The sequence below is a fragment of the Vibrio sp. YT-17 genome (assembly GCF_033337375.1).
GTDB lineage: Bacteria > Pseudomonadota > Gammaproteobacteria > Enterobacterales > Vibrionaceae > Vibrio > Vibrio alginolyticus.
On record NZ_JAWOQP010000010.1, the window covers coordinates 151,378 to 171,527 of the forward strand.

Sequence of the window (20,150 nt, forward strand, 5' to 3'; positions counted from 1 at the left end):
GGCAACGCACTGGCCTCTGTTGTTTTGTCGCTCGTTGCTCGTAGCCTTTACGGAAAAATTCGCACCTTTTTCATCCTCGGGCTATATAAGAATAAGAAGGTGGAAAAGGGGAATGATATGCGAGCATTATCTGAATGGCTAAAAGAATACGGGGAGAGTCACCAAAACCCTATCAACCAAAAGATTCACACAATCGCAGTTCCAGGTATCTACCTTTCTGTGGTTGGACTTATTTGGTCGATTCCCCAGATTTCATTATTAGGCTTCGAACTTAATTGGGTTTGGGTAGCGGTGATCCCCACTTGGGTTTTCTATTTTCGTTTGTCTCTGAGCGTATTCATGATGATGATCGGCTACACATTAGCGTGCATTGGCCTTATTTGGTCTCTAGAGGTATTGATGTTGCCCGTTCTGCATATTTCTATGCTTTTGTTTGGCGTATTGTGGATATTGCAATTTATCGGTCACAAGATTGAAGGTAAAAAACCGTCGTTTTTTGAGGATTTACAGTTTCTACTCATCGGCCCGATTTGGGTGTTCAGAAAACACTAGCGATAAGCAAAATCAGGCATCATCCGAATGACACAAGACATATAACGTTCAGAGATTATGTAGCTCTTACTACAGAATACCTCTCCTTCTTATTGCCACGACAAGCATTCACTTTAGATACGCACTATGATTAAAGAGGTGCCAACGCACTTTACGCTATCGAGATACTTAAACTTACGGCAAGTTTACTTTAGGGGGATGAATGTACGACCGACAATATAAATATGCCTATTGGAGAGAAGAGCGTAAAAAAGGCAAATGGCACTATATATTAAAGTCCTTCTTTATGATTTGTTGTGCATTACTGCTTGGTAAAGTCATCGGTTTGTTCATTTTGGGAGAGCTGCATTCTTTAAGCGACATTTGGGAACAACTCCCTGCGGATGTTTTTATTATGATGCTCGTGGGCTTTCCAATTAGTGTCCTTGGTTGGTACCACGAAGAGTCAAAGTTTTTCCGGGCACTGCGACGCAAAGAAAAGCGGTTAAAAGGCAATCAAAACAAACCGAAATAGAGTAACCTTTGTCTCTGTTTGGATTGCCACTTACCTATCTGAACGATTCTATCCCTTCCAGTCGTTTAGCGTTTAGTTATGTGTTGCAAAAAGCCTTCTTAATACAGCAGCCCCCAGTGTTGTGGAAATTGGTACTGTAAGAAACATTAAAAAACGAAGTTGAGCATTAGCGTATAAAGGCTCGCACTGTCATCCTTTGGGGCTGATGAAAACGCGCCAGAGCTATTATTGTAGGCGTTGAACCTTTGCCATTCTGCGTTCAGGGAAACGTTGTAATCTAGGTCATATCTCAACCCGAGTAAGAAACTGTCTCCACTTTTTTTATCCCGACTATTAAACTGCTGACCGTAAACAATATAAGGAGTCAGCTTGTTTACATTATAACTTGTTGTCGCGTACCAAGATGAGGAAAGATTGCTGGTCTGTCCTTCTGCCATAATCACAATGTTATCGAGCTCGTATCTTAACCCTAGAGAGAACAGATCGATCGTGTTGTTTTTTTCTGTTTCAACTAGACGGTCAATGATTGTGGTTCCGCCACCGGGAGTGGACTGCTCAATGTTAGAGAGCGTCGTTGTTTGATCATAATCGCCGTGGAGGTAGGAAAAATTCCAACGATAGCTCTCTCCGCTTAGCGTTAAGTTCATCCCTGCAGTATTGTTTGACTCAATTTCCAATTCAGTACGTTCATTGATGGTTACGTCACTATTGTCTTTAAACCCGACAAACGGCATGGCGGTAAGTACGACTTGCTCATTGAGGTCATGAATCCAGCGTGCAGATAGGCCGTTATAAGCCGTGATACCTAGAATGCTGTCATATACCTCATTCGGTGGGCGGGCTTGGGTAAAAGCGTGGCCGACATAGTTGTACTCAGACATCAAAAACAGTGGCAGTCTTAAGCGTCCTCCTCGTATTTCTATGTTTTGATAGGTATAAGCCAAATACGCCCACTCGAGCTGAGGCGAGCTCCAATGGTCTTGCGGGCGCTTTACGACTTGTGCGGATGCCCGAAATGCCTTGTGAAAATAATCGAGCTGCATGCCGAAAGTGGTATCGCAATCGAAACAAGATTCATCGCCAATAAAGCGGTTAACTAGTAACGTAGTTGGGTTATCGGATTTTGCCCACGAAGTAGAGCCAAAACCACTTAAAGAAAGTTGTTCTGTTAGTTCAATCGTGGCTGAGCTCGGAAAGGTCGCGATACTCAGCGATAACATGGTTAAATATTTTTTCATATCAATTCTCCGAGCTAACCACACATAAAACATGAGCATTACTAGGGACGCTCGATGTTGGGGCATAACCAATTCTATTCGGCTTCTCTTGCATCCATGCTATGAGGTCATCAATGCTGGAGCGTGCAATCACTTTTGGCGGTCTAGCTTTACCTGAAAAAGACAAGCTTGCCCAATGCGCGTTCATTTGCGCTAAATTTTTGTTGAGAAGATAACGATAGAACTCAGCTCTTTCTGTTGATGTCGCAGGCCAGTCAGAGAGTTCAATTCGCTGGCCTTGTAAAAGTTGCGTCTTCCCTCTGTACAACTTTCGCGCTTTATTGACAGTGAGCGGAGAGAATTCGTCATTAAATGAGAAAACGGCGTAGCTCTCTGCAGCGAGAGCTTGGCAATTTAATGAAAGAAGGGCAATCAGAATAAACAGATAGCGTTTTATGTAACGCAAAGGAAAAGCAACGCGAGAATGATTTCTACTCATAGAATCCACCTACATTGCTTGTTCAATTTGATACAACAGTTTTTCTTTGCGCACAGGCTTTGGTACGTAGGCATCCATTCCTGAATCAAAGCAGCGTTGAATATCATCATCAACGACGCTTGCTGTTAATGCGATAATGGGCGTCTTAGCTAATCCTTTACTCGCTTCATAAGCTCTAATTTGCCTAGAAGCTTCAAACCCATCCATTATGGGCATCATGCAATCCATCAAAATAACATCAAACTTTCCATCTTTTTGGAACATTTCGACTGCAATTTGTCCGTTTTCTGCGACTTCGAATTGATAGCCTGCTTTAGATAGCAATAGAGAAGCCACTTTCTGGTTCACTCTATTATCTTCGACAAGCAAGATGCGTTCGGAGCGAATAGGCGTTACCGTTGCTTCTGGTTGCTCAGAACTTGCAGGTAGTTCATGAGTTTTATCGGGAGTAGTGTTCTCTTGGTGTGGTTCAGCAGGCGTCGTGTTGGAAACGCGTAACCCTATTGCCTTATCTAACTTCTCTTTGAGCAACCCTGCTTTAAACGGTTTGGGCACATAGTCATCCATTCCAACGTCAAAGCATTTTTGTATATCGTCATCGACCACACTTGCCGTTAGAGCAATAATCGGAATTCTGAAAGCGCGTTTTTCTTTTACTTCTATTTGACGAATTATTTGGGTGGCTTCAAATCCATCCATTACGGGCATCATGCAGTCCATTAAAATTAGGCTGTATTGATTCTGTTGAAATTTCTCAACCGCTTCTTGTCCGTTTACAGCGACATCAAAGTCGAAGCCAGCTTTTGTGACGTGTAGCCCCGCGATTTTTTGATTGACCGTATTGTCATCAACGACCAAAATTTTCGGCAGAGATTTAACATGTTGCGCTGAAGTGCTCTCTTGTTGTGCGTGCGAGAAATTTGCCGCACAACTTTCAAGTGCTTTAATTAAGCGCTGCCCTAGTAGTGGCTGAGTGACCAAGGCGCTGATACTGTTTCTAAAGTCGAATTGTGGGCTATGGAGGTGCTTGATGAGGCAGACACGAATGTTTCGTTTACAAAGGCTTTCTATCTCATCGATATGCATCGCCGCTGCATTTGGTGATGCTTCTACATGAATAACGATAACGCGCTCGTTATCAATCCACGTTGGCAACGCACTTAAGGTATCTACTGACTGCGTTATATTGATGTTGAAAAAACTTAACTCGTTACGCAGTTTTTGTTCTAGTTGAGTACTGCTGCATACAATCCATATATCGTTGTGATTCAGAGCGTGATAAGCGTTAAACTCTTGCGTCACAACAGGAGCAGTTAGTTCAAAGAAGAAGCGACTGCCTTTACCTTTCTCGGATTCAAGTTGAATTTCTCCACCCATTAGCTCAACTAATTGCGTGCTAATGGCAAGCCCAAGTCCAGTTCCCCCAAATTGTCGGGTAGTAGAGTTATCCTCTTGGGCAAATGGAGCAAATATTTTCTTTTGCTGCTGGGCATCAATACCAATCCCAGAATCTTTAACGGAAAACTCGATGACCGCTTCACCATTTTTAATTTCGCGGGTGATGACCGATAGCTCTACACTGCCTTGTTCGGTAAATTTTACCGCGTTAGACATGAAGTTCATGACAACTTGGCGTATACGATGGTCATCCAACATTACGTGGTAAGGCGTGTTACGGCTAATGTTGACTTGCACATCGATGCCTTTTTCCTTTGCTTTCGGTGAAATGATAGAAGCAATGTCATAGATAGACTCTCGAACACAAGTTGAATGTGGGCTAATGAGCAACATCCCAGATTCAATTTTTGAGAAGTCTAGAACGTCATTAATTAAACTCAAAAGCAGTTGGGAGGAGGTTTCAATCGTGTCGACGTAATCGCGTTGTGTGGCAGTCAGGGAAGTATCGGATAACACTTCAGAGATGCCAATAACGCCATTTAGCGGCGTGCGGATCTCGTGGGACATGTTGGCCAAAAAGCTACTTTTGGCTTTACTCGCCTTAATTGCATCATCTTTTGCTTGTTCTGCATCTTCTTTAGCTTGTGTGAGCTTTAGTCTGGACAACATCCGCTCATCACTAAGCTTTTTTACCTCTCGAGCAAACTTACTCAGCTCGTCTTTACCCTTTATTAGTTGAGCAAGAGGTGAATTTTCAGTGTTACTTTGTTCATTGCTTTCGTTACTGAGAAATTTGAGGACTAGATTCAAGTTTCCAGTAACTTTTCGCACCAATCTTAGCGTTAAACTTACGACCAACAGCGTTAAAAGGCTCATCATTGCGATAAAGGTAAAGCGGTGCTGTGTCGTCGTGTTGATTGTCTTTGATATATCATCACTCAGCTGTTGTTCCATTTTGTCGTCAACACTTTGTAATAACGATAAGCGTTTGTTGAGTGCAGATAACCCCGCATCAATCTCATCCGGGGTTAATGATTTGAGTTGAGCTGGTTGCAATAAATAAGCACGAAACTCTTGGCTTTTGATAAAGACTTCACCCGTAAACGTCTCAATGAGCAGATCTACTTGTTGTTGATTGGCATTTAGCGTCACAAAACGCTCTAGAAATAGTTGTTGGTTCTGGATTAAAGATTGGATAAAAGCCTGTGTTGTGAGGTCATACTCGTTATTTTCCTCTGAAGATCGAATCAAATATTCGCTTAATCTATGCTCTTCAGTGGACCAAAACATCAACCATTCAAGTTGCATCAAAGAAGAAAGGTGAGTGTTTGTTTCATAACTCACATTTCTAAAATAGACTTTGTCTAAGCTCATGAGGATTTCTTTGAACGTATCAGCGCGCCACTCTGCCGCATCTAACTTTTCTTCTTGATTTTGCGAAGAGAGCATCGAGAGGGTTGCTTCCTCAAAGCTTGTCAACTGGTTTAGTATCTCAGCGTTTTCACCGAATACTGGTGCAGCGGTGTCGCGTAACAATTGAGATATCTGCTGAGTTTTTAGTTGCTTATCTATTACATCAGGGTTATTCGGTAGGTGATAAAGCGAAGATACGCGGTCGATGTAGACAGAGAATAACTGTGCTTTTTGTAGTTCCTGAGCCTGGATAGAAAGGCTTTGTACATGTTTACCCGCGAGGACAAGCAACAATAAAATTGGCAGCAAAACCAACCCAAATAGCTTTTGTTTTACCGACAGGTTGTTCCAAGAAAAGATTCCTACCACGCGCATTTCCATATCCAAGAAGTTGATATGAAAAGTGTAGTTTATTTATCTCAGATGTTAGATTTTAAGAGAAAATTCATATTAATGAGGTGGGGGAAGTGTGACCGATATTGCATTACGAGTACTAATGCGCTAAGCGGCAATAGTTAACAAAACGGCGTTCTAAGCAAAGTGATTGACGCTTTGAGCGCCACTCCCTCGTTGGTATTCAAATGCAATCAATTCCTCGGCAGGTACAGGTCTACCTAAGAAAAAACCTTGTACGACGTCACAGTGGAGAGACTCCATTCGTGTGAGTTGAGTTTGAGTTTCTACGCCTTCGGCTACTACTTTCATTCTTAGGTTGTGAGCCATGGATACAATCGCGCGAACTAATGAATCGTCTTGATCGCTTTTTCGGATTTGAGCGATAAATGAACGATCAATCTTGAGACCGTCAAAAGCCATATGTTGTAGGTAGGCAAGGGCTGAATACCCCGTACCAAAGTCATCTAGCCAAACTTCCACTCCGATACTTTGTAGTTTTTTAAGCACATATTGAGCTTTCTCTGTATCATCAATAAAAAGTGACTCTGTCACTTCAACATGAATGGTTTGAGGGGCGACATCATGTCGTCGTAAATACTTAGAAAATAATTGACTTAAATCTTGGCGATAGATTTGTCTTGGGGACAAGTTTAGTGCAATGTGAAAATCAGTACCGAAATGTTCTGCCCACATTGCCCGCTGAGCAACTGCCGTCTTAATGATATGTTCTCCAAGCTCCAATATTAAATCACTTTGCTCTGCGATCGGGATAAACGATTCTGGACTGATATAACCTTTCTCGGGATGATTCCACCTAACCAATGCTTCGACCCCAATTAGGCGATAGGTTTTTAGATCAAATTGTGGTTGATACCACAGCTCGAATTGAGACAAGTTACGTACTGAACGACGCAGTTCTCGTTCTATGTATAAACGTTGTTTAATCGTTTCATCAAACGTGGAATCGTATATCGTCATAATGTCTTTACCGCGTCTTTTGGATTCCTGCGCCGCAAGAGAAGAAAGCTGTAAAAGAGACTCAGCGTTTGAACCAAATTCTGGATACACAGCAACTCCGAGGCTTGCCGTAATTTGAATATCGTTCTCTTCCAAACTAAAGGGAGAGAGTAGTTGGCGATGAATAGCGTGCGCTTTTTCTCTAGCTTCATGATTGTCCGAGCACGGAAAGGCCAGTACAAATTCGTCCGCACCTACTCGACTTACGATGGTAGAAAGGCGGTAAAGCGGCTTAAAATAACTCGGCAAACGGCCTTGAAGCTCTGAAGCAAGATGGCCTAGCAATTTATCCCCAATGTTATGTCCGTAGTTATCGTTAATGTGCTTAAAGTCATCCAAGTCAATAAACACAACCGCAAGTGAGGGAGATTTGTGGTCAGTTATTTGCGTTTGAATATCAATGAGTAACTTTTCTCGGTTTGGCAGGGAAGTCAGAATATCGTGGTACGCCATGAACTCAACTCGGCTGGTGTATCGGTTCACTTTGTTTGACATTTTGTTGTACGCCGAAATAAGTTCTCCCACTTCATCTTTGCTTTGTATGTCGGTGACTGGCAGCGCTTGGGTATTTGACTCTGAAAATTGATCTTTTAGTTGCTTGAGTGGCTTAGTTAACGACCGCCCCAAAGCATAAGCGATGATGCTACCGAATAGAACGGATATCCCACTGATCGTTAGCAGCAAGTTAAACATCTTCTGTTTATCGTGTGAGGTAATCGCTTGGACTTGTTCAATGTTCTGTTCTTGCTCTTCCAGTAGATGTATCAAGTTAAGCTCAAGATATACCGCCCCAAGAGTAATATTTGATTGCTGAATCGGCGCTGCGATCTCCAACTGATGCTTGGAAAAGGAAACGAGAGTTCTGGATTCTTCTATTGCTTTCAAAATAAAAGGAGAGCGGTGATGAGGTTGGGCAAACATCCTTAGCTGAGTAGTGCCGTCGTGAAAGATTAGCCCTTCATTGTCAACAACATGTATTTTCGAGACATCTGGCTGGCTCAATGTTGCCTTAATTTGCTCATACGCTTGACTGATATTGTCTGTATAGAGTGGATCAAAAAGCTGTTTTGATAATAGCTCTGCATAAACCAACCCTTTTTGCTTAACGTAAGATTCTGTTTTTTCTTGAGAGTTGTTCGTGATTTGTTGAGTTAAGCTATTTGAATATGCATCGTAACCGTGCATGTATAACGCAAGATTTATCACCACAACAAACAAGACAACGAACATTGTCGAGCAAATGTATTTGGTTTCGAGTGAGAGCTTTTGAAACATCAATCCACCTTCGGTAACAAGTGAACTGACTTGCGCACTGTACTTAAGGAGGCTCGCATTTCTGGAGTAAGCGCGCTGAATTTTTTGGTGTTCTGAAACTTTTTAAGTGCGAGAGAGCCTTCGTGAGTTGTATCCATATCAAGCAGTATGGACGTGATTTTACGCTGTTGCTCTAGGCTCATGCTTGGAGAAGCGAGAATCAAATCCCTGGGTATTTCAACAGAACGAGAAAAAATCGCTAGTTTGTCTTTCATGTTCTCTGGCAAATCTTTGGGATTGTTCCAGTTGAAGTTACTGAATGCTCCTGCTGCAACTCTCTGTTTATATACCCATACAGATAGGTTGATTTCATTTGACTGAGCGAGTTGCTCATCAAGGAATAAATAACCAATGCTGTCTTTGGCCGGTTTGTCATCAGGAGAGGGAAGGTATTGCAGTTTTTCTCCGTGGTTCAGCAATGTAATCGCAGGTAGGTAATAGCTGCTGGTAGACGTGCGCTTTTCGAAAACAAGCGTTTTTCCGCGCAGGTCAGAAAGTGACTCAATGCCACTCTCTTTATTAGTAAAGAACACCGTATGATATTTTTGCAGGCCTTTTTTCCATCGTATAGCAAGAACTTGGCTATTAGACTCCTTTTCTAAGGTCATCGCATTAAAGGGGGTCGCCGTTGCAATTTGAACGGTGCCATTTTCAAGCGCAACCGCGAGCTGACGATAATTTTTAAATACCTTTACCGCCCCTTTTGCGTAACCATATTCAGTCATATTTTCAGTTACATACTGAGTAAGGGGCGTCGCTTTTTTGATTTTGCTTTGGGCTTTATTGGACACAATGCCAAATGTGAATGTTTTCTCAATATTTTCTTGTGCACTGACAACAAAAGGTGAACTCAGCAAAGTGAGTAATAACAGAGTGCAGGCAGGTTTCATCCGGCTTCAACTTCCTTCTGGTGCATGTCAGTAATATTTAGTATTTATCAATGTGCCGAAATCAATCTTAAAAACAGTATGATGTACAAATTTCGTTGTGTGCGCACTTTTTATAATGTGACTTGGTCACTTATTCCGTTCAAATAGTACCGAATTTGACGTTTATGTACAGGATGAATGTATCACCGTGAGTCTGAATTCACTGGATTCTTGGTCAAGCGCTGTATTGGCTGTGAGCTAATGCGCCTTATGTATCGCTATTTTGTACTAAGAAAATTTTTCCAATTGTTTTTGATACTTTTTCTCGAGAGCTTCATTGCCTGCTGCACGTTCAAGTTGAATCATGAGTTGCAAAGAGGGCTTCTTCACGCCATACATTTGATTGAATCTCATTAATCGAATTCTAGCTTCAGTATAATCACCGCTATCAATTTCTATTTTAGCGAGTTGCAAAATCGATTTTGGTCTATGAGGGTCATGATCGATAGCTCTAGTAAAGTAGTATCTCGCTTTGTCTTTATCTTGTGATTTTAGCGCACAAAAAGCTGCATTCTCATAGCTTGCTGGAATAAGGTAGTAATAAGGCTGCTCAATGGCTCGATTAAACATCTGATCGGCTTTTTCGAAGTCACCTCGCTTGCAAAGAAAAGTACCGTAGTTATTGAGCACATTTCCGTTTTTAGTGTGTTGGCGTAGAGAGCGTTTATACATCTGTTCGGCTTTAATATCTTCACCAACCGTTTCGTAGTAGTGAGCCATAGATAATTGCGCGCGATAGTATTGAGGTGCGTGGTTTAAGGCTTGTTGTAAGTTATCATGCGCGCGAATCATGTTACCGCCGTCTAAATAACCTAAGCCAAGTGCGATACGTGATTCTGCCATTGCCACAGGATCGGCTTTAACGACAGGGCTTCCATCTTCTTTCACCGTCACGCAACCCACGAGTGCAAACTGAGACAATAATATTAGTGCACCGAGCTTTGCTGTTTTCATTCTTTATCCCTACATCCCTGAATCTTTCTGCATGATATGAATTACTTAGCAAAAACCTATTGAGGAAAAAACACTATGCGATCAGGTTTGCAAACTGTTATGAAAAAGCCGCCATATGGCGGCTTGGTTCACATATTACATTTCGGTAATGATGAGTGCTTTGTTTGCTTATTTTGAAGCTAATCGTCTTTAGTGAAAGCATCTTCACTGAAGTGATCGAGATCGTACGGTGTTTGCTGATAAACACAGTAGTTCAGCCAGTTTAAAAAGAGGAGGTGTCCATGGCTTCTCCAGCTTGCAATTGGTGGGTTATCTGGGTTGTTGTTTGGGTAATAGTTGACAGGAATAGCGGGCTCCATACCTTCGCTTAAATCTCGGATATATTCATTATGTAAGGTGTGAGAATCATACTCAGGGTGTCCTGTGACAAAGACATTGCGTTTGTCTTTTGTGGTGGCCAAGTACACACCTGCGACATCCGATGTCGCTAAAATGTCTAAGTCAGTATGCTCTTCTAGAAAGTGAGGCGAAAAATCTGCGTAACGCGAGTGAGGAGCCAAAAACGTGTCATCAAATCCGCGTAAGATAGGGTGAAACTGATGATGGATTTGATGATGATAAACACCTGAAAGTTTTTCTTTACGCGTTTTTTTAGGTAGATCGTAGAGTAGCTTTAACCCTGCTTGCGCAGCCCAGCAAACATAAAGAGTAGATGTCACATGATCTTTTGCCCACTCCATGATGGTTTTGAGATGATCCCAATAAATGACATCTTCAAATTGCACCAAACCTAATGGAGCTCCAGTAATGATCATGCCATCGAAGTTTTTATCTCTCACCATTTCAAATTGGCGATAAAACGTGTCTAAATGTTCAGTTGGCGTATTTTTACTCGGGCGGTTATCAATGCGCAGTAATTCGACGTTAACCTGTAGTGGGCTGTTTGAGAGTAGACGCAGAAACTGAGTTTCAGTCTCTATTTTTTTTGGCATCAGATTAAGGATCAGCACTCTTAAAGGACGTATTTCCTGACTCGCTGCACGCGTTTCACTCATCACGAAGATGTTTTCTGTCCTTAATACATCGGTAGCTGGTAATTGATCTGGAATTCTAATTGGCACGACTTTCTCTCCCTAAGTATAGTCAATCTAGACGTCTATACTTCTAAAGCTAACTTAATTAAGTTTAGATGTCGATACGAAATCCGACTTTTCAATCTACTCTTTACATTATGGTAAACCGTACTCGGGGTTGTCACACAATTGTGACTAAAGCAGAGTTTCTGATGAGATAGGTTTGAAACGCAGTGTGTACTATTTGCTGGTAATTATGCGATCACGTTAATATGTGAAGGTGACTTCGTAGTAAGGAAGTCTCAAATTAATGAGCCATACTAAAAACAATCAGCTCACCATTTTGCATTAATGTGCATATTTGGAAACATCGTCAGTGGAGGACATTATGTTCGGTATTTTCAAGAGAAAGACAAAGATTCAGAGCATAGCTCAAGAAGTTCCTTGCGTGCTACTGCATTCGTTTGGTGATAAAGACATTTATACGCCGGAAGAGATTGATCAAGTTCTTCAAAAGCTGGGTTATGATAAGAGCAAGGATATCAGTCATTATCAGTATGCGTATGGAATGTTTGCCGATGAAGCCTCTTACGAGCTCCTAGAACTAACGGATGAGCTAGGTAATTATGGTCATTTCCAACGTGAAGTAGGTAAGATGCTACTCAATACACCTGAGCCGATCGATATGCATATCTACTTTGAAATTTCTCGTCAGCACCAAAACGTCAGCCTTTCACCTGGTCATCAAAAAGTAAGCGAAAGTGATGGTGTGTAAACATCGTTAGTGGTATTCCATCGTGAGATGAGTTGGGTATAATGCGCGGCCTAATTATCCGGACATGTTGTCGGTTACATTTCTGTTGAGCGTTAATGCCTTATGTTCAAAATGCTTGTCTCTATGCCACCAATGTTGGCGCTGTCGATAGCGATTGTATGTGAAGTGATTGCCACTTCTTATATTCCCAAAACAGAGCAATTTACGAAAGTAATGCCGAGCACAGTCGTTTTGATTGGTTACGGCATCGCTTTCTTCTTGCTTTCCGTCACAGTGCAAACAATGCCTGTCGGGGTTGTTTATGCCATATGGAGTGGTGCTGGGATCGTTTTGGTTGCGACGGTTGGTTACTTTGTTTACGGACAGCGTCTAGACTTACCAGCCCTAGTTGGTATTGGGTTTATCATCGCTGGTGTGTTGATCGTAAATTTATTATCCAAAACAGTAGGGTACGAATAACGCCACTCTACTTGTTAAGTGAATAAGAAGCCGCAGCGAGAAATTGCTGCGGCTTTTTAGTGCAAATTCAATCGCTAATGGCGAGTATTGATATGATGTCTATTGTTGCATTCATCACGGTCGCATTATGTGATTGAAAAACAGGCATTATTTAGCGCATTGAAAATACAAAGTTATGTTTCTTCAAACTTTAGAAAAGGGCAGTAGATAAATCACTCCGATAGATGTTAACGTGGCGACTCATCTTTACTGCTTTTTCATTCCCTACATATTTCTGCAAAGTTCTTATTGTGTAGTGTGTCGAAGAACCATAGAATCCGCGCGCTTTAATTTATGTTATTAGCGTTATCAATGATAAAAGTGCAGTCCATTATCATTGTTTTTATCACTTATAGATGGGCACATCTGACAATACTTACATGAACAAATACAAAAAGCCTGCATTCAAGGCCGAATTTCTTTTGCCTCGTTACTGGGGAACGTTAATTATCATTAGCGTGATGTACTTACTTAGCCTCCTTCCTTTTAAAGTTCAACTAGCTTTGGGACGCAACATTGGTCGTTTAGCTATGCGACTCATGAGAAAACGTCAAGTTACGATCAGACGCAATCTTGAGCTTTGCTTCCCTCATATGGAAGAATGCCAACGCGAAGCAATTCTAAAAGACAACATCGACAATACTGGCATCGCACTTTTTGAGACCGCAATGGCATGGTTTTGGTCAGATAAACGGGTAAACAAACACGTCACGATAAAAGGCATGGAGCATCTAGAGGCTTTAGAGAAGTCAGGCAAAGGTGCATTAATGTTGGCCGTACACTCAATGAATCTAGAGTTAGGTGCTCGAGCTTTTGGCATTAAAAAGTCTGGAACCGGTGTTTATCGCCCAAACAATAATCCGTGTTTTGATTATTTTCAGTATAAAGGACGCTCTCGCTCTAATCGTACACTGATTGATCGTAAAAACGTCAAAGCCATGCTTGAAGCACTTAAAACGGGTGAGCGGGTTTGGTATGCACCGGACCACGATTATGGTAACCGACGCTCGACATTTGCACCGTTATTTGCCGTTAAAAATGCTTGTACTACGACAGGCACAAGTTTGTTGGTTGATTCTACAGATTGCGCCATTGTGCCTTTTACGATGGTAAGAGGAAAAGACGGACACTATACCCTAACCATTAGTGCGCCCGTCGAAGGTTTCCCGAAAGAGGATCATCAACGTGCCGCCGCATTCGTGAATCAAATAGTTGAAACATCAATCATGGCAAGTCCGAGCCAGTATATGTGGCTTCATCGTCGGTTTAAAACTAGACCAGAGGGTGAGGACTGTTTGTACAAGCCTAGGCTCATCCCTAGCTTGGCATAACACATAGAGAGCCTACAAAAAGCCCAAGGAACATACGAACCTTGGGCTTTTACTTTCTATTCTTTTCGCTTTATAAGTAGCGATCTTTTAGGTGAGCTTGAAAGTGTTTAGCATTCAGTGTTTCACCCGTGGCTTGTTTTACCAACTCATCAGTGGTGAATAAGCTCCCTTTACTCCAGATGTTTTCCGAGAGCCAATTGAATATCGGAGCTAAGTCGCCAGAACGAATAACCGCATCTACATCGACGGTTTGTTTCATTGCTGCCATAAATTGTGCAGCGTACATCGCACCGAGCGTGTAGGACGGGAAATAGCCAAAACTTCCGTCTGTCCAATGGATATCTTGCATACAGCCATTTTTGAAGTTTCCTTCGGTTGATAGCCCCAAGTACGCTTTCATCTTTTCGTTCCAGAGTTCTGGTACATCTGTATGTTTGATGACGCCGTTCATGAGATCTCGCTCAATTTCATATCGAAGAATAACGTGAGCAGGATATGTTAGTTCGTCAGCATCTACGCGAATAAAGCCTTTTTCTACGCGAGTGTAAATTTTGGCTAAATTGTCTTTTTCGAATTCACTACCAGAAAAATGGTTAGAAGCCAGTCGAGCGAGGTGATCGATAAACGCGCTGCTTCGTCCTATTTGCATTTCAAAGAAGAGTGATTGTGATTCATGAATACCCATAGAGCGAGCTTCTCCCGCGGGTGTTCCTGATAAATCTTTTGGTAGCCCTTGCTCGTATCGAGCATGGCCAGTTTCGTGGACAATCCCCATCAGTGATTGGACAAACTCGTTTTCATTATAACGTGTCGTAATACGCACATCTGTCGGTACACCACCACAAAATGGGTGGGTACTCTCATCAAGTCGACCGTGTTCAAAATCGAATTGAAGTAGCTTCATGACTTCCAAACCGAGCGCTTTTTGCTTTTCCGCAGGGTAGTGTGCAGTTGGCAATAAGATGTTGTCTGATTGTTGTTTTTCAAGCGCTTCATCGATCAAAGTAGGAAGCCAGGTTTTCACGTCAGCAAAAAGAATGTCTAACGACGCAGATGTTGTGCCAGGTTCATAAACATCGAGCATGGCATCATAAGGAGTCGTGCCATTTGCTTCGGCTCTAATTTGCGCTTCTTCCTGCGATAGCTTTACGACTTCAGCCCAGTTCTTTTCAAAACCAGCCCAGTCATTTTCTCCACGTTGTGTACGCCATGCATGTTCACATTTGGAGCCAGCAAGAGATTGAGCTTGAACTAATGATTCTGGTAGTAAGTTAGCTTGCTGCCACCCACGCTTCATTTCTCTTAGGATAGATTTTTCTTTTGTAGACAGCGTCTCTTCTTCTGCCTGAGCGAAAAGCTCTCCCAAGTGCGGTTGAGTCATTAAAGAATGGATATGTACATCGAGCTCTGCCGTGGCATTCGAGCGTGCTTCAGCGCCACCAGGTGGCATGACCGCCGCTTGATCCCAATCTATGATGGCTGATAGATGCTCAAAATTTGCCACTTTTTTGGAATGTTCAACGAGTTTTGTAAATGCGTTCATGTGACTACTCTTATTCTTTTGTTCTTTCCCTAAACACCCGATAACGGGTCCTTCATATGGTGTTGCACTAAGCAACCTGCGTTAATTTACTAATAATTAACAATTAACTCCAACCCATTGTCCATAAACTCACCCAGTTGTATAGCTCTCTTAAAAAAGAAGCTTGCGAATCTTGTGGATTGGCGGTATTGATGAAGGATTAACAATTAATTATCACGATAATATGGATATTTTGAATTTCGAGGCATTTATTATTGCCATTACGATTTTAACGTTAACGCCAGGTTTAGATACTGCACTTGTTATCCGTAACACTAGCCGATCGGGCCTAAAAGATGGATGTACAACCAGTCTAGGGATTTGCTTTGGCTTATTCGTACATGCTTTTTTTTCTGCGGTTGGTATCTCGGCGATTCTTGCGCAATCAGCAGAGTTGTTCCAAATCGTAAAAATGATTGGCGCAGCTTATCTTATCTGGCTTGGTTTGAGCAGTTTAAAAGCGCTAATGTCGTCGAAAGATGGATTGACCGTGACCGAGCAGATTCACGAAGTGTTTAATGGTAAGCGCTCTTTTAGAGAGGGCTTTCTTTCTAACGTCTTGAACCCGAAAACGGCGGTCTTCTATTTGGCTTTCTTGCCACAGTTTGTGAATCCAGAAGGTTCACCCTTGCTTCAATCAATGATGATGGCATCTGTACACTTTGCTATTGCGATGGTTTGGCAGTGTGGTTTAGCTGGCGCGCTTAACTCGGCTAAAAATCTACTAAAGAATGCAAGCTTTATGAAGTGGATGGAAGGCGCGACGGGCGCAGTATTAGTCGCACTTGGTGTGAAGTTATTAATTGAAAAACCCGTTTAATGCGTAATATTTATCGATTGTTGATACTACTCGCTGTATTTATTGTGGGGATAGGTGCCGCTGTAGCTTGGCATACGTGGCCACAAGTACAGTTTGCGCAACGCGGCATGATCTGGTCTTGGCACTGGGGCTACTTCGAGCCTTTTGCTAATGGAATACAACAAACGCGAACTCAAGACACTAAACAGTTATTGCTCAGGCGTGTGTATTTGCATGACGCTATTGTCGTTTTTGTTTCGACAACTATGGACAATAAATTTGAGGTCGACGTTGTAAAAGAGCAAACCTGTGAACCTAAAACGACGACTTGGGCTTCGGTCTCTGTCAATCATCAACGTGTCAGGCATGTACCTATGGTGTGCGATGCGTTTGGGCAAGGCTACTTTTATCGCTACATCGGGAAACATCTGGAATCGATTGAAGTTGGTGTCGGCGACTCGTTTGTAACAGAAGCATTTTTAGACTGGCCGCTATCAGAGTTGAAAGCGGATCAATTCAAGCAAAAAAATGCGAAGTTTTTTGAAGAACGTGGAGAAAACGTTGAGCATCAATGGTTGAGAGATTAACCATTTAACCGAAGATAAATAAAGCCCGCTAAATAATAGCGGGCTTTGTGTTTTACCATTTCTAATGTGTCTTGCTCTCTGTGACTGACAGTTTGTGACCGCAAACCTGCCGTTTCACTAAGCTTTCACTGCTTCAACTTTACCTGATTGCGATGTTGAGCTAAAGAACAGTTTGGTTTCTGCCAGTACGACGTGACGCAGTGCGATCAAACCAATTAGGTTAGGAATTGCCATCAGACCGTTTACGATATCAGCCAGTAGCCAAATCATATCGAGGTGAAGGAATGCACCAGATGCCACCAAGCCGACGAAAATCAGTTTGTATGGAAGCACAGCTTTAGTTCCGAACAGGAACACAACGCAACGCTCACCGTAGTAGTTCCAACCAAGAATGGTGGTAAAAGCGAAGAACATCAAACCGATTGAGACGAGCATAGGACCAAATGTATCTGCATTTAAACCCACCGCAAAAGCATGAGTCGTCATCGCGGCACCTGCAAAGTCACTTTGCCATGCACCAGTCAGGATTAGAGCAAGGCCTGTCATGGTACAAATAATGATGGTATCGAAAAAGGTACCCGTCATTGAAATTAGGCCTTGTTTAACACAAGAGTCTGTCTTCGCTGCTGCTGCTGCCATAGGCGCGCTACCCAAACCAGATTCATTTGAGAACACACCGCGAGCGATACCTGATTGGATTGCCAGCATGATGCTTGCACCTAAAAAACCACCCGTCGCTGCTGTTGATGTAAAGGCTGAAACCAGCACTAATTCAACGGCATTGAACAATTGGTCTGCATTCATGATGATCACGCTTAAACACGCCAACACATAAAATACAGCCATGGTAGGAACCACTTTTCCTGCAACGTTAGCAATGGATTTGATGCCACCCAAAGTTACGAAAGCAACCAAAAGAGTTAGTACAAAGGCAGATAGCTCACGGTTAACACCAAGAGATATCTCACTTGCATCCAGAATCGCGTTTACTTGTGGAAACGTACCGATACCAAAACAAGCAACACCCAAAGCAAACACTGCAAACATGATCGCGAGAGCTTTTGAGCCAACACCGTATTGCAAGTAATACATTGGGCCACCAATCATTTGGCCTTTATCATCGACTCTTCGGTACTTAACCGCCAACAAACATTCGGCGTATTTAGTCGCCATTCCGAAAAGGGCAGCGAGCCACATCCAGAATAGAGCGCCTGGTCCACCGAGTTTGATTGCTGTGGCAACACCAACAATGTTACCAGTACCAATTGTTGCTGAGAGTGCAGTACAAAGAGCTGCAAAGCTAGAAACGTCACCTTGAGTATTAGATGACTTATCTTTACTGAATACCATCGCTAGCGCTGTTGGGAGGTGTTTAAACTGGATCAAGCCAAGGCTAAAAGTGAAGTAAACACCTGTACCCACTAGCAAAATAAGCAGCGGTGGACCCCAGACAAAATTATCGATGGTTTGTAGTAAAGATTGTAGGTTGTTCATGATTTCCCCTTAATAAAACAACTAATAAGGAGAAGAGGGAAAGGACGAGATCAACGATCTCTAAAAGAACTAAGCTATTGGTTGTAGGCGGGAAGGCCAAGCAAAATAGTTAGGTTGTAACTTTCCACTCCTCTGTCCTTTTGCCTGAGAGTTTCACCTTGCGTGAGTGCAAGACTTGCTCCTTCGGCGACCGATTTAACGGTTCTCTCCAGAGGTTCCTCCAACTACAGTCCCCGCTACCTAGGTAGCACCTGAAATAGTTAATTCTTCGGCGAGTTATGCTAATCAAATGTTAAAATTTGATTAATAACCACTCTCCTGCAGTCTTCATCGGAACAATTACTCAATTAAATGAGTAAAGGTTAGTTAATGATGCTGGTCATCATTAACGTGTGAACTCTATCATGTTTTTGGTCCATTTCAACACCCTATGTCAATTTATTTTCAATGAAATAACCTCATCAATTTTCATGAAGCTATGTTTGCCAATCTTTTTGTGCGAGTCACGGCATAAATAAAATTTATTGGGTTAGGGAATGGAACCCAAAAATACTTCAGAACGATAAATGTGTTTCGATTGTTACGACATAAGTTATTCAATTAAGGACACAAAATTGATTAAAATCGGAGCACTTATTTTAAAATCTACGCTAAGTTGACCTTATGGTACGTATAAATGGGTTACAATGAATCTTTGTGAAACAGTCTACGGACCTAGGCAGTTTTTCATGAGTGGACAAGGAGGCGGTATGACCAGATTATTAGCCATTGCGGTGTTGATTGCAGTAGCATTTGTGCTGTTTCGTTATCGAACCAATGAAAAAGTCCAAAAAGCGACCGTTATAACATTAATTGGCGCATTTCTGATTTATACAGCATCAATTATGTTTGCGGAATTGATCCGCTAGCAAAGTAAAAGAGTCCTTGGAGTAGTATACGGTGAGTTCTCAGAACAAAATGGAAGAGCAAGACGACGTAGTTGTCATTGAAGAGCGTGACAAACGTACGCATATCTATATCGCAATCGCTGCGGTGTTAGGCTTGGCATTTGGTGGCCTTGTTGGATCGGTTGTCACTGCGAACAAGTGGGAATCGACTTACCACGTATTAGAAGAAAAGTATCAAGCACTAACGCAAGATAAAACCCAGTTGGCATCTCAAGTAAAAGTGCGTGAAGAGGCGCTCGACCAAGAAATACAAAACCAAGTTAGTGAGTTACTCGCCGCGAAAGATGAAGCTCATCAGAAAGCACTTAAGAAGTTGCAAAAGCAATTGACTGAGGTCGAGAAGGTCAACTTGTCACTAGAGTCTCAATTGAAGCAGCAGGCAGATAAGATCAACACGACGAAGTCAGAAAATGAGAAGTTGAGTCGTCAAGCGGATATGCAAGCGACTATGTTTGAGCGGTCCCGCGAAGTATTCCAGAAAGAGCTAAAAATTTCGCAAGAATTAGAGTCTCTCGAGAAAGAACGGTCAAAATTATTACCTAAGATTGAGAAACTCAAGAAAGAGTGTGACGTATTTTTAGAAGGCAAATCTTGGGACGTGAAGTCGGACGCGTGTGATAAACATGATGAAGCTAATTCACGACTAAGTCAGGTCGATCAAATGATTGAAGTCTATAAAATGGACCTCAAACAAATCAAAGCAATAATGGAAGATATCGGCCTTTAAGTCTTTTGTATCCGATTTTTGAAAAGCAAAAGGAGCTCTTTAAGAGCTCCTTTTTCGTTTTCAGCCCTAAACCACCTACTTCAGTAGGTGGTTATCATCCGTTTCGGCTTTGCCTGTAAAACTACTCATGTTAA

At 42.2% G+C, this 20,150-nt stretch carries 18 protein-coding genes and 1 riboswitch; of the genes, 9 read left to right on the top strand and 9 right to left on the bottom strand.

The annotated features are described in order from the left end of the window. Positions 1–117 precede the first annotated feature (117 nt). Together R7F67_RS12085 and R7F67_RS12090 are read left to right on the top strand one after the other, a co-directional pair. Positions 118–552, top strand: coding sequence for a DUF962 domain-containing protein (locus R7F67_RS12085; protein ID WP_005377800.1), 435 nt, complete (start codon positions 118–120; stop codon positions 550–552). Between the two features lie 202 nt (positions 553–754). Then, entirely contained in the window at positions 755–1,066 is a 312-nt protein-coding gene (locus tag R7F67_RS12090) for a hypothetical protein (RefSeq protein WP_225466644.1), read from the top strand. 146 nt (positions 1,067–1,212) lie between these two features. Here the strand turns inward: R7F67_RS12090 and R7F67_RS12095 are convergent, their stop codons facing one another. The 7 genes from R7F67_RS12095 to metA form a co-directional block, all read right to left on the bottom strand. Further along, positions 1,213–2,304, bottom strand: a complete 1,092-nt coding sequence (locus tag R7F67_RS12095) for a hypothetical protein (RefSeq protein ID WP_025766727.1) — start codon at positions 2,302–2,304, stop codon at positions 1,213–1,215. Position 2,305: 1 nt separating this feature from the next. Continuing rightward, the gene (locus R7F67_RS12100; protein ID WP_017633987.1) at positions 2,306–2,782 is read right to left on the bottom strand and encodes a hypothetical protein; all 477 of its coding nucleotides are present in this window, start codon (positions 2,780–2,782) and stop codon (positions 2,306–2,308) included. A gap of 9 nt (positions 2,783–2,791) precedes the next feature. Next, positions 2,792–5,968 carry a response regulator gene (locus R7F67_RS12105; RefSeq protein ID WP_225466643.1) on the bottom strand — a complete coding sequence of 1,059 codons (3,177 nt, stop codon included), beginning with the start codon at positions 5,966–5,968 and terminating at the stop codon, positions 2,792–2,794. Positions 5,969–6,124: 156 nt separating this feature from the next. Then, the gene (locus R7F67_RS12110; protein ID WP_225466642.1) at positions 6,125–8,281 is read right to left on the bottom strand and encodes a GGDEF domain-containing phosphodiesterase; all 2,157 of its coding nucleotides are present in this window, start codon (positions 8,279–8,281) and stop codon (positions 6,125–6,127) included. Continuing rightward, the gene (locus tag R7F67_RS12115) at positions 8,281–9,210 is read right to left on the bottom strand and encodes a phosphate/phosphite/phosphonate ABC transporter substrate-binding protein (protein WP_053303129.1); all 930 of its coding nucleotides are present in this window, start codon (positions 9,208–9,210) and stop codon (positions 8,281–8,283) included. Before R7F67_RS12115 ends, R7F67_RS12110 begins: the two co-directional genes overlap by 1 nt. A 267-nt stretch (positions 9,211–9,477) precedes the next feature. After that, on the bottom strand, positions 9,478–10,203 hold the full coding sequence (pilW, locus tag R7F67_RS12120) for a type IV pilus biogenesis/stability protein PilW (RefSeq protein ID WP_017820928.1): 726 nt from the start codon (positions 10,201–10,203) through the stop codon (positions 9,478–9,480). Positions 10,204–10,382: 179 nt separating this feature from the next. Further along, a complete protein-coding gene (gene metA / locus R7F67_RS12125) occupies positions 10,383–11,324 on the bottom strand; it encodes a homoserine O-acetyltransferase MetA (RefSeq protein WP_005377792.1) in 942 nt (313 codons plus the stop codon). 340 nt (positions 11,325–11,664) lie between these two features. Here metA and R7F67_RS12130 point away from each other — a divergent pair, with 340 nt between their 5' ends. From R7F67_RS12130 to R7F67_RS12140, 3 genes are all read left to right on the top strand, one after another. Continuing rightward, on the top strand, positions 11,665–12,051 hold the full coding sequence (locus R7F67_RS12130; protein ID WP_017633992.1) for a DUF6559 family protein: 387 nt from the start codon (positions 11,665–11,667) through the stop codon (positions 12,049–12,051). Positions 12,052–12,174: 123 nt separating this feature from the next. Beyond that, on the top strand, positions 12,175–12,510 hold the full coding sequence (locus tag R7F67_RS12135; RefSeq protein WP_169644527.1) for a DMT family transporter: 336 nt from the start codon (positions 12,175–12,177) through the stop codon (positions 12,508–12,510). A gap of 419 nt (positions 12,511–12,929) precedes the next feature. Next, entirely contained in the window at positions 12,930–13,880 is a 951-nt protein-coding gene (locus tag R7F67_RS12140; RefSeq protein ID WP_064369089.1) for an LpxL/LpxP family Kdo(2)-lipid IV(A) lauroyl/palmitoleoyl acyltransferase, read from the top strand. A gap of 70 nt (positions 13,881–13,950) precedes the next feature. Here the strand turns inward: R7F67_RS12140 and R7F67_RS12145 are convergent, their stop codons facing one another. Next, the gene (locus R7F67_RS12145; RefSeq protein ID WP_005377788.1) at positions 13,951–15,423 is read right to left on the bottom strand and encodes a carboxypeptidase M32; all 1,473 of its coding nucleotides are present in this window, start codon (positions 15,421–15,423) and stop codon (positions 13,951–13,953) included. Between the two features lie 223 nt (positions 15,424–15,646). On the opposite strand from R7F67_RS12145, the gene R7F67_RS12150 reads away from it, so the two are divergent. After that, positions 15,647–16,282, top strand: coding sequence for a LysE family translocator (locus R7F67_RS12150; RefSeq protein WP_017820932.1), 636 nt, complete (start codon positions 15,647–15,649; stop codon positions 16,280–16,282). Further along, positions 16,282–16,848 (top strand): hypothetical protein, encoded by a 567-nt coding sequence (locus tag R7F67_RS12155; protein ID WP_005385713.1) that lies wholly within the window; start codon positions 16,282–16,284, stop codon positions 16,846–16,848. Before R7F67_RS12150 ends, R7F67_RS12155 begins: the two co-directional genes overlap by 1 nt. Positions 16,849–16,965: 117 nt before the next feature. Here R7F67_RS12155 and R7F67_RS12160 read toward each other — a convergent pair whose 3' ends face one another. Further along, positions 16,966–18,342, bottom strand: a complete 1,377-nt coding sequence (locus R7F67_RS12160) for an alanine/glycine:cation symporter family protein (RefSeq protein ID WP_104975278.1) — start codon at positions 18,340–18,342, stop codon at positions 16,966–16,968. A 122-nt stretch (positions 18,343–18,464) separates the two neighbouring features. Then, a riboswitch (glycine riboswitch) is annotated at positions 18,465–18,564 on the bottom strand. A gap of 527 nt (positions 18,565–19,091) precedes the next feature. On the opposite strand from R7F67_RS12160, the gene R7F67_RS12165 reads away from it, so the two are divergent. Further along, positions 19,092–19,250, top strand: a complete 159-nt coding sequence (locus R7F67_RS12165; protein WP_005377784.1) for a hypothetical protein — start codon at positions 19,092–19,094, stop codon at positions 19,248–19,250. A 31-nt stretch (positions 19,251–19,281) separates the two neighbouring features. Beyond that, positions 19,282–20,016, top strand: coding sequence for a chromosome partitioning protein ParA (locus R7F67_RS12170; protein ID WP_318057194.1), 735 nt, complete (start codon positions 19,282–19,284; stop codon positions 20,014–20,016). Positions 20,017–20,150: the final 134 nt, after the last annotated feature.

Excerpts from the sequence above, each read along its gene's own strand:
- R7F67_RS12115 (WP_053303129.1), bottom strand. The coding sequence starts at position 9,210 with ATGAAACCTGCCTGCACTCTGTTATTACTCACTTTGCTGAGTTCACCT.
- R7F67_RS12100 (WP_017633987.1), bottom strand. The coding sequence starts at position 2,782 with ATGAGTAGAAATCATTCTCGCGTTGCTTTTCCTTTGCGTTACATAAAA.
- R7F67_RS12155 (WP_005385713.1), top strand. The coding sequence starts at position 16,282 with ATGCGTAATATTTATCGATTGTTGATACTACTCGCTGTATTTATTGTG.
- R7F67_RS12150 (WP_017820932.1), top strand. The coding sequence starts at position 15,647 with ATGGATATTTTGAATTTCGAGGCATTTATTATTGCCATTACGATTTTA.
- R7F67_RS12085 (WP_005377800.1), top strand. The coding sequence starts at position 118 with ATGCGAGCATTATCTGAATGGCTAAAAGAATACGGGGAGAGTCACCAA.
- R7F67_RS12095 (WP_025766727.1), bottom strand. The coding sequence starts at position 2,304 with ATGAAAAAATATTTAACCATGTTATCGCTGAGTATCGCGACCTTTCCG.
- pilW (WP_017820928.1), bottom strand. The coding sequence starts at position 10,203 with ATGAAAACAGCAAAGCTCGGTGCACTAATATTATTGTCTCAGTTTGCA.
- R7F67_RS12090 (WP_225466644.1), top strand. The coding sequence starts at position 755 with ATGTACGACCGACAATATAAATATGCCTATTGGAGAGAAGAGCGTAAA.
- R7F67_RS12140 (WP_064369089.1), top strand. The coding sequence starts at position 12,930 with ATGAACAAATACAAAAAGCCTGCATTCAAGGCCGAATTTCTTTTGCCT.
- R7F67_RS12145 (WP_005377788.1), bottom strand. The coding sequence starts at position 15,423 with ATGAACGCATTTACAAAACTCGTTGAACATTCCAAAAAAGTGGCAAAT.
- R7F67_RS12135 (WP_169644527.1), top strand. The coding sequence starts at position 12,175 with ATGCCACCAATGTTGGCGCTGTCGATAGCGATTGTATGTGAAGTGATT.
- R7F67_RS12130 (WP_017633992.1), top strand. The coding sequence starts at position 11,665 with ATGTTCGGTATTTTCAAGAGAAAGACAAAGATTCAGAGCATAGCTCAA.
- R7F67_RS12165 (WP_005377784.1), top strand. The coding sequence starts at position 19,092 with ATGACCAGATTATTAGCCATTGCGGTGTTGATTGCAGTAGCATTTGTG.
- R7F67_RS12105 (WP_225466643.1), bottom strand. The coding sequence starts at position 5,968 with ATGCGCGTGGTAGGAATCTTTTCTTGGAACAACCTGTCGGTAAAACAA.
- R7F67_RS12110 (WP_225466642.1), bottom strand. The coding sequence starts at position 8,281 with ATGTTTCAAAAGCTCTCACTCGAAACCAAATACATTTGCTCGACAATG.
- R7F67_RS12160 (WP_104975278.1), bottom strand. The coding sequence starts at position 18,342 with ATGAACAACCTACAATCTTTACTACAAACCATCGATAATTTTGTCTGG.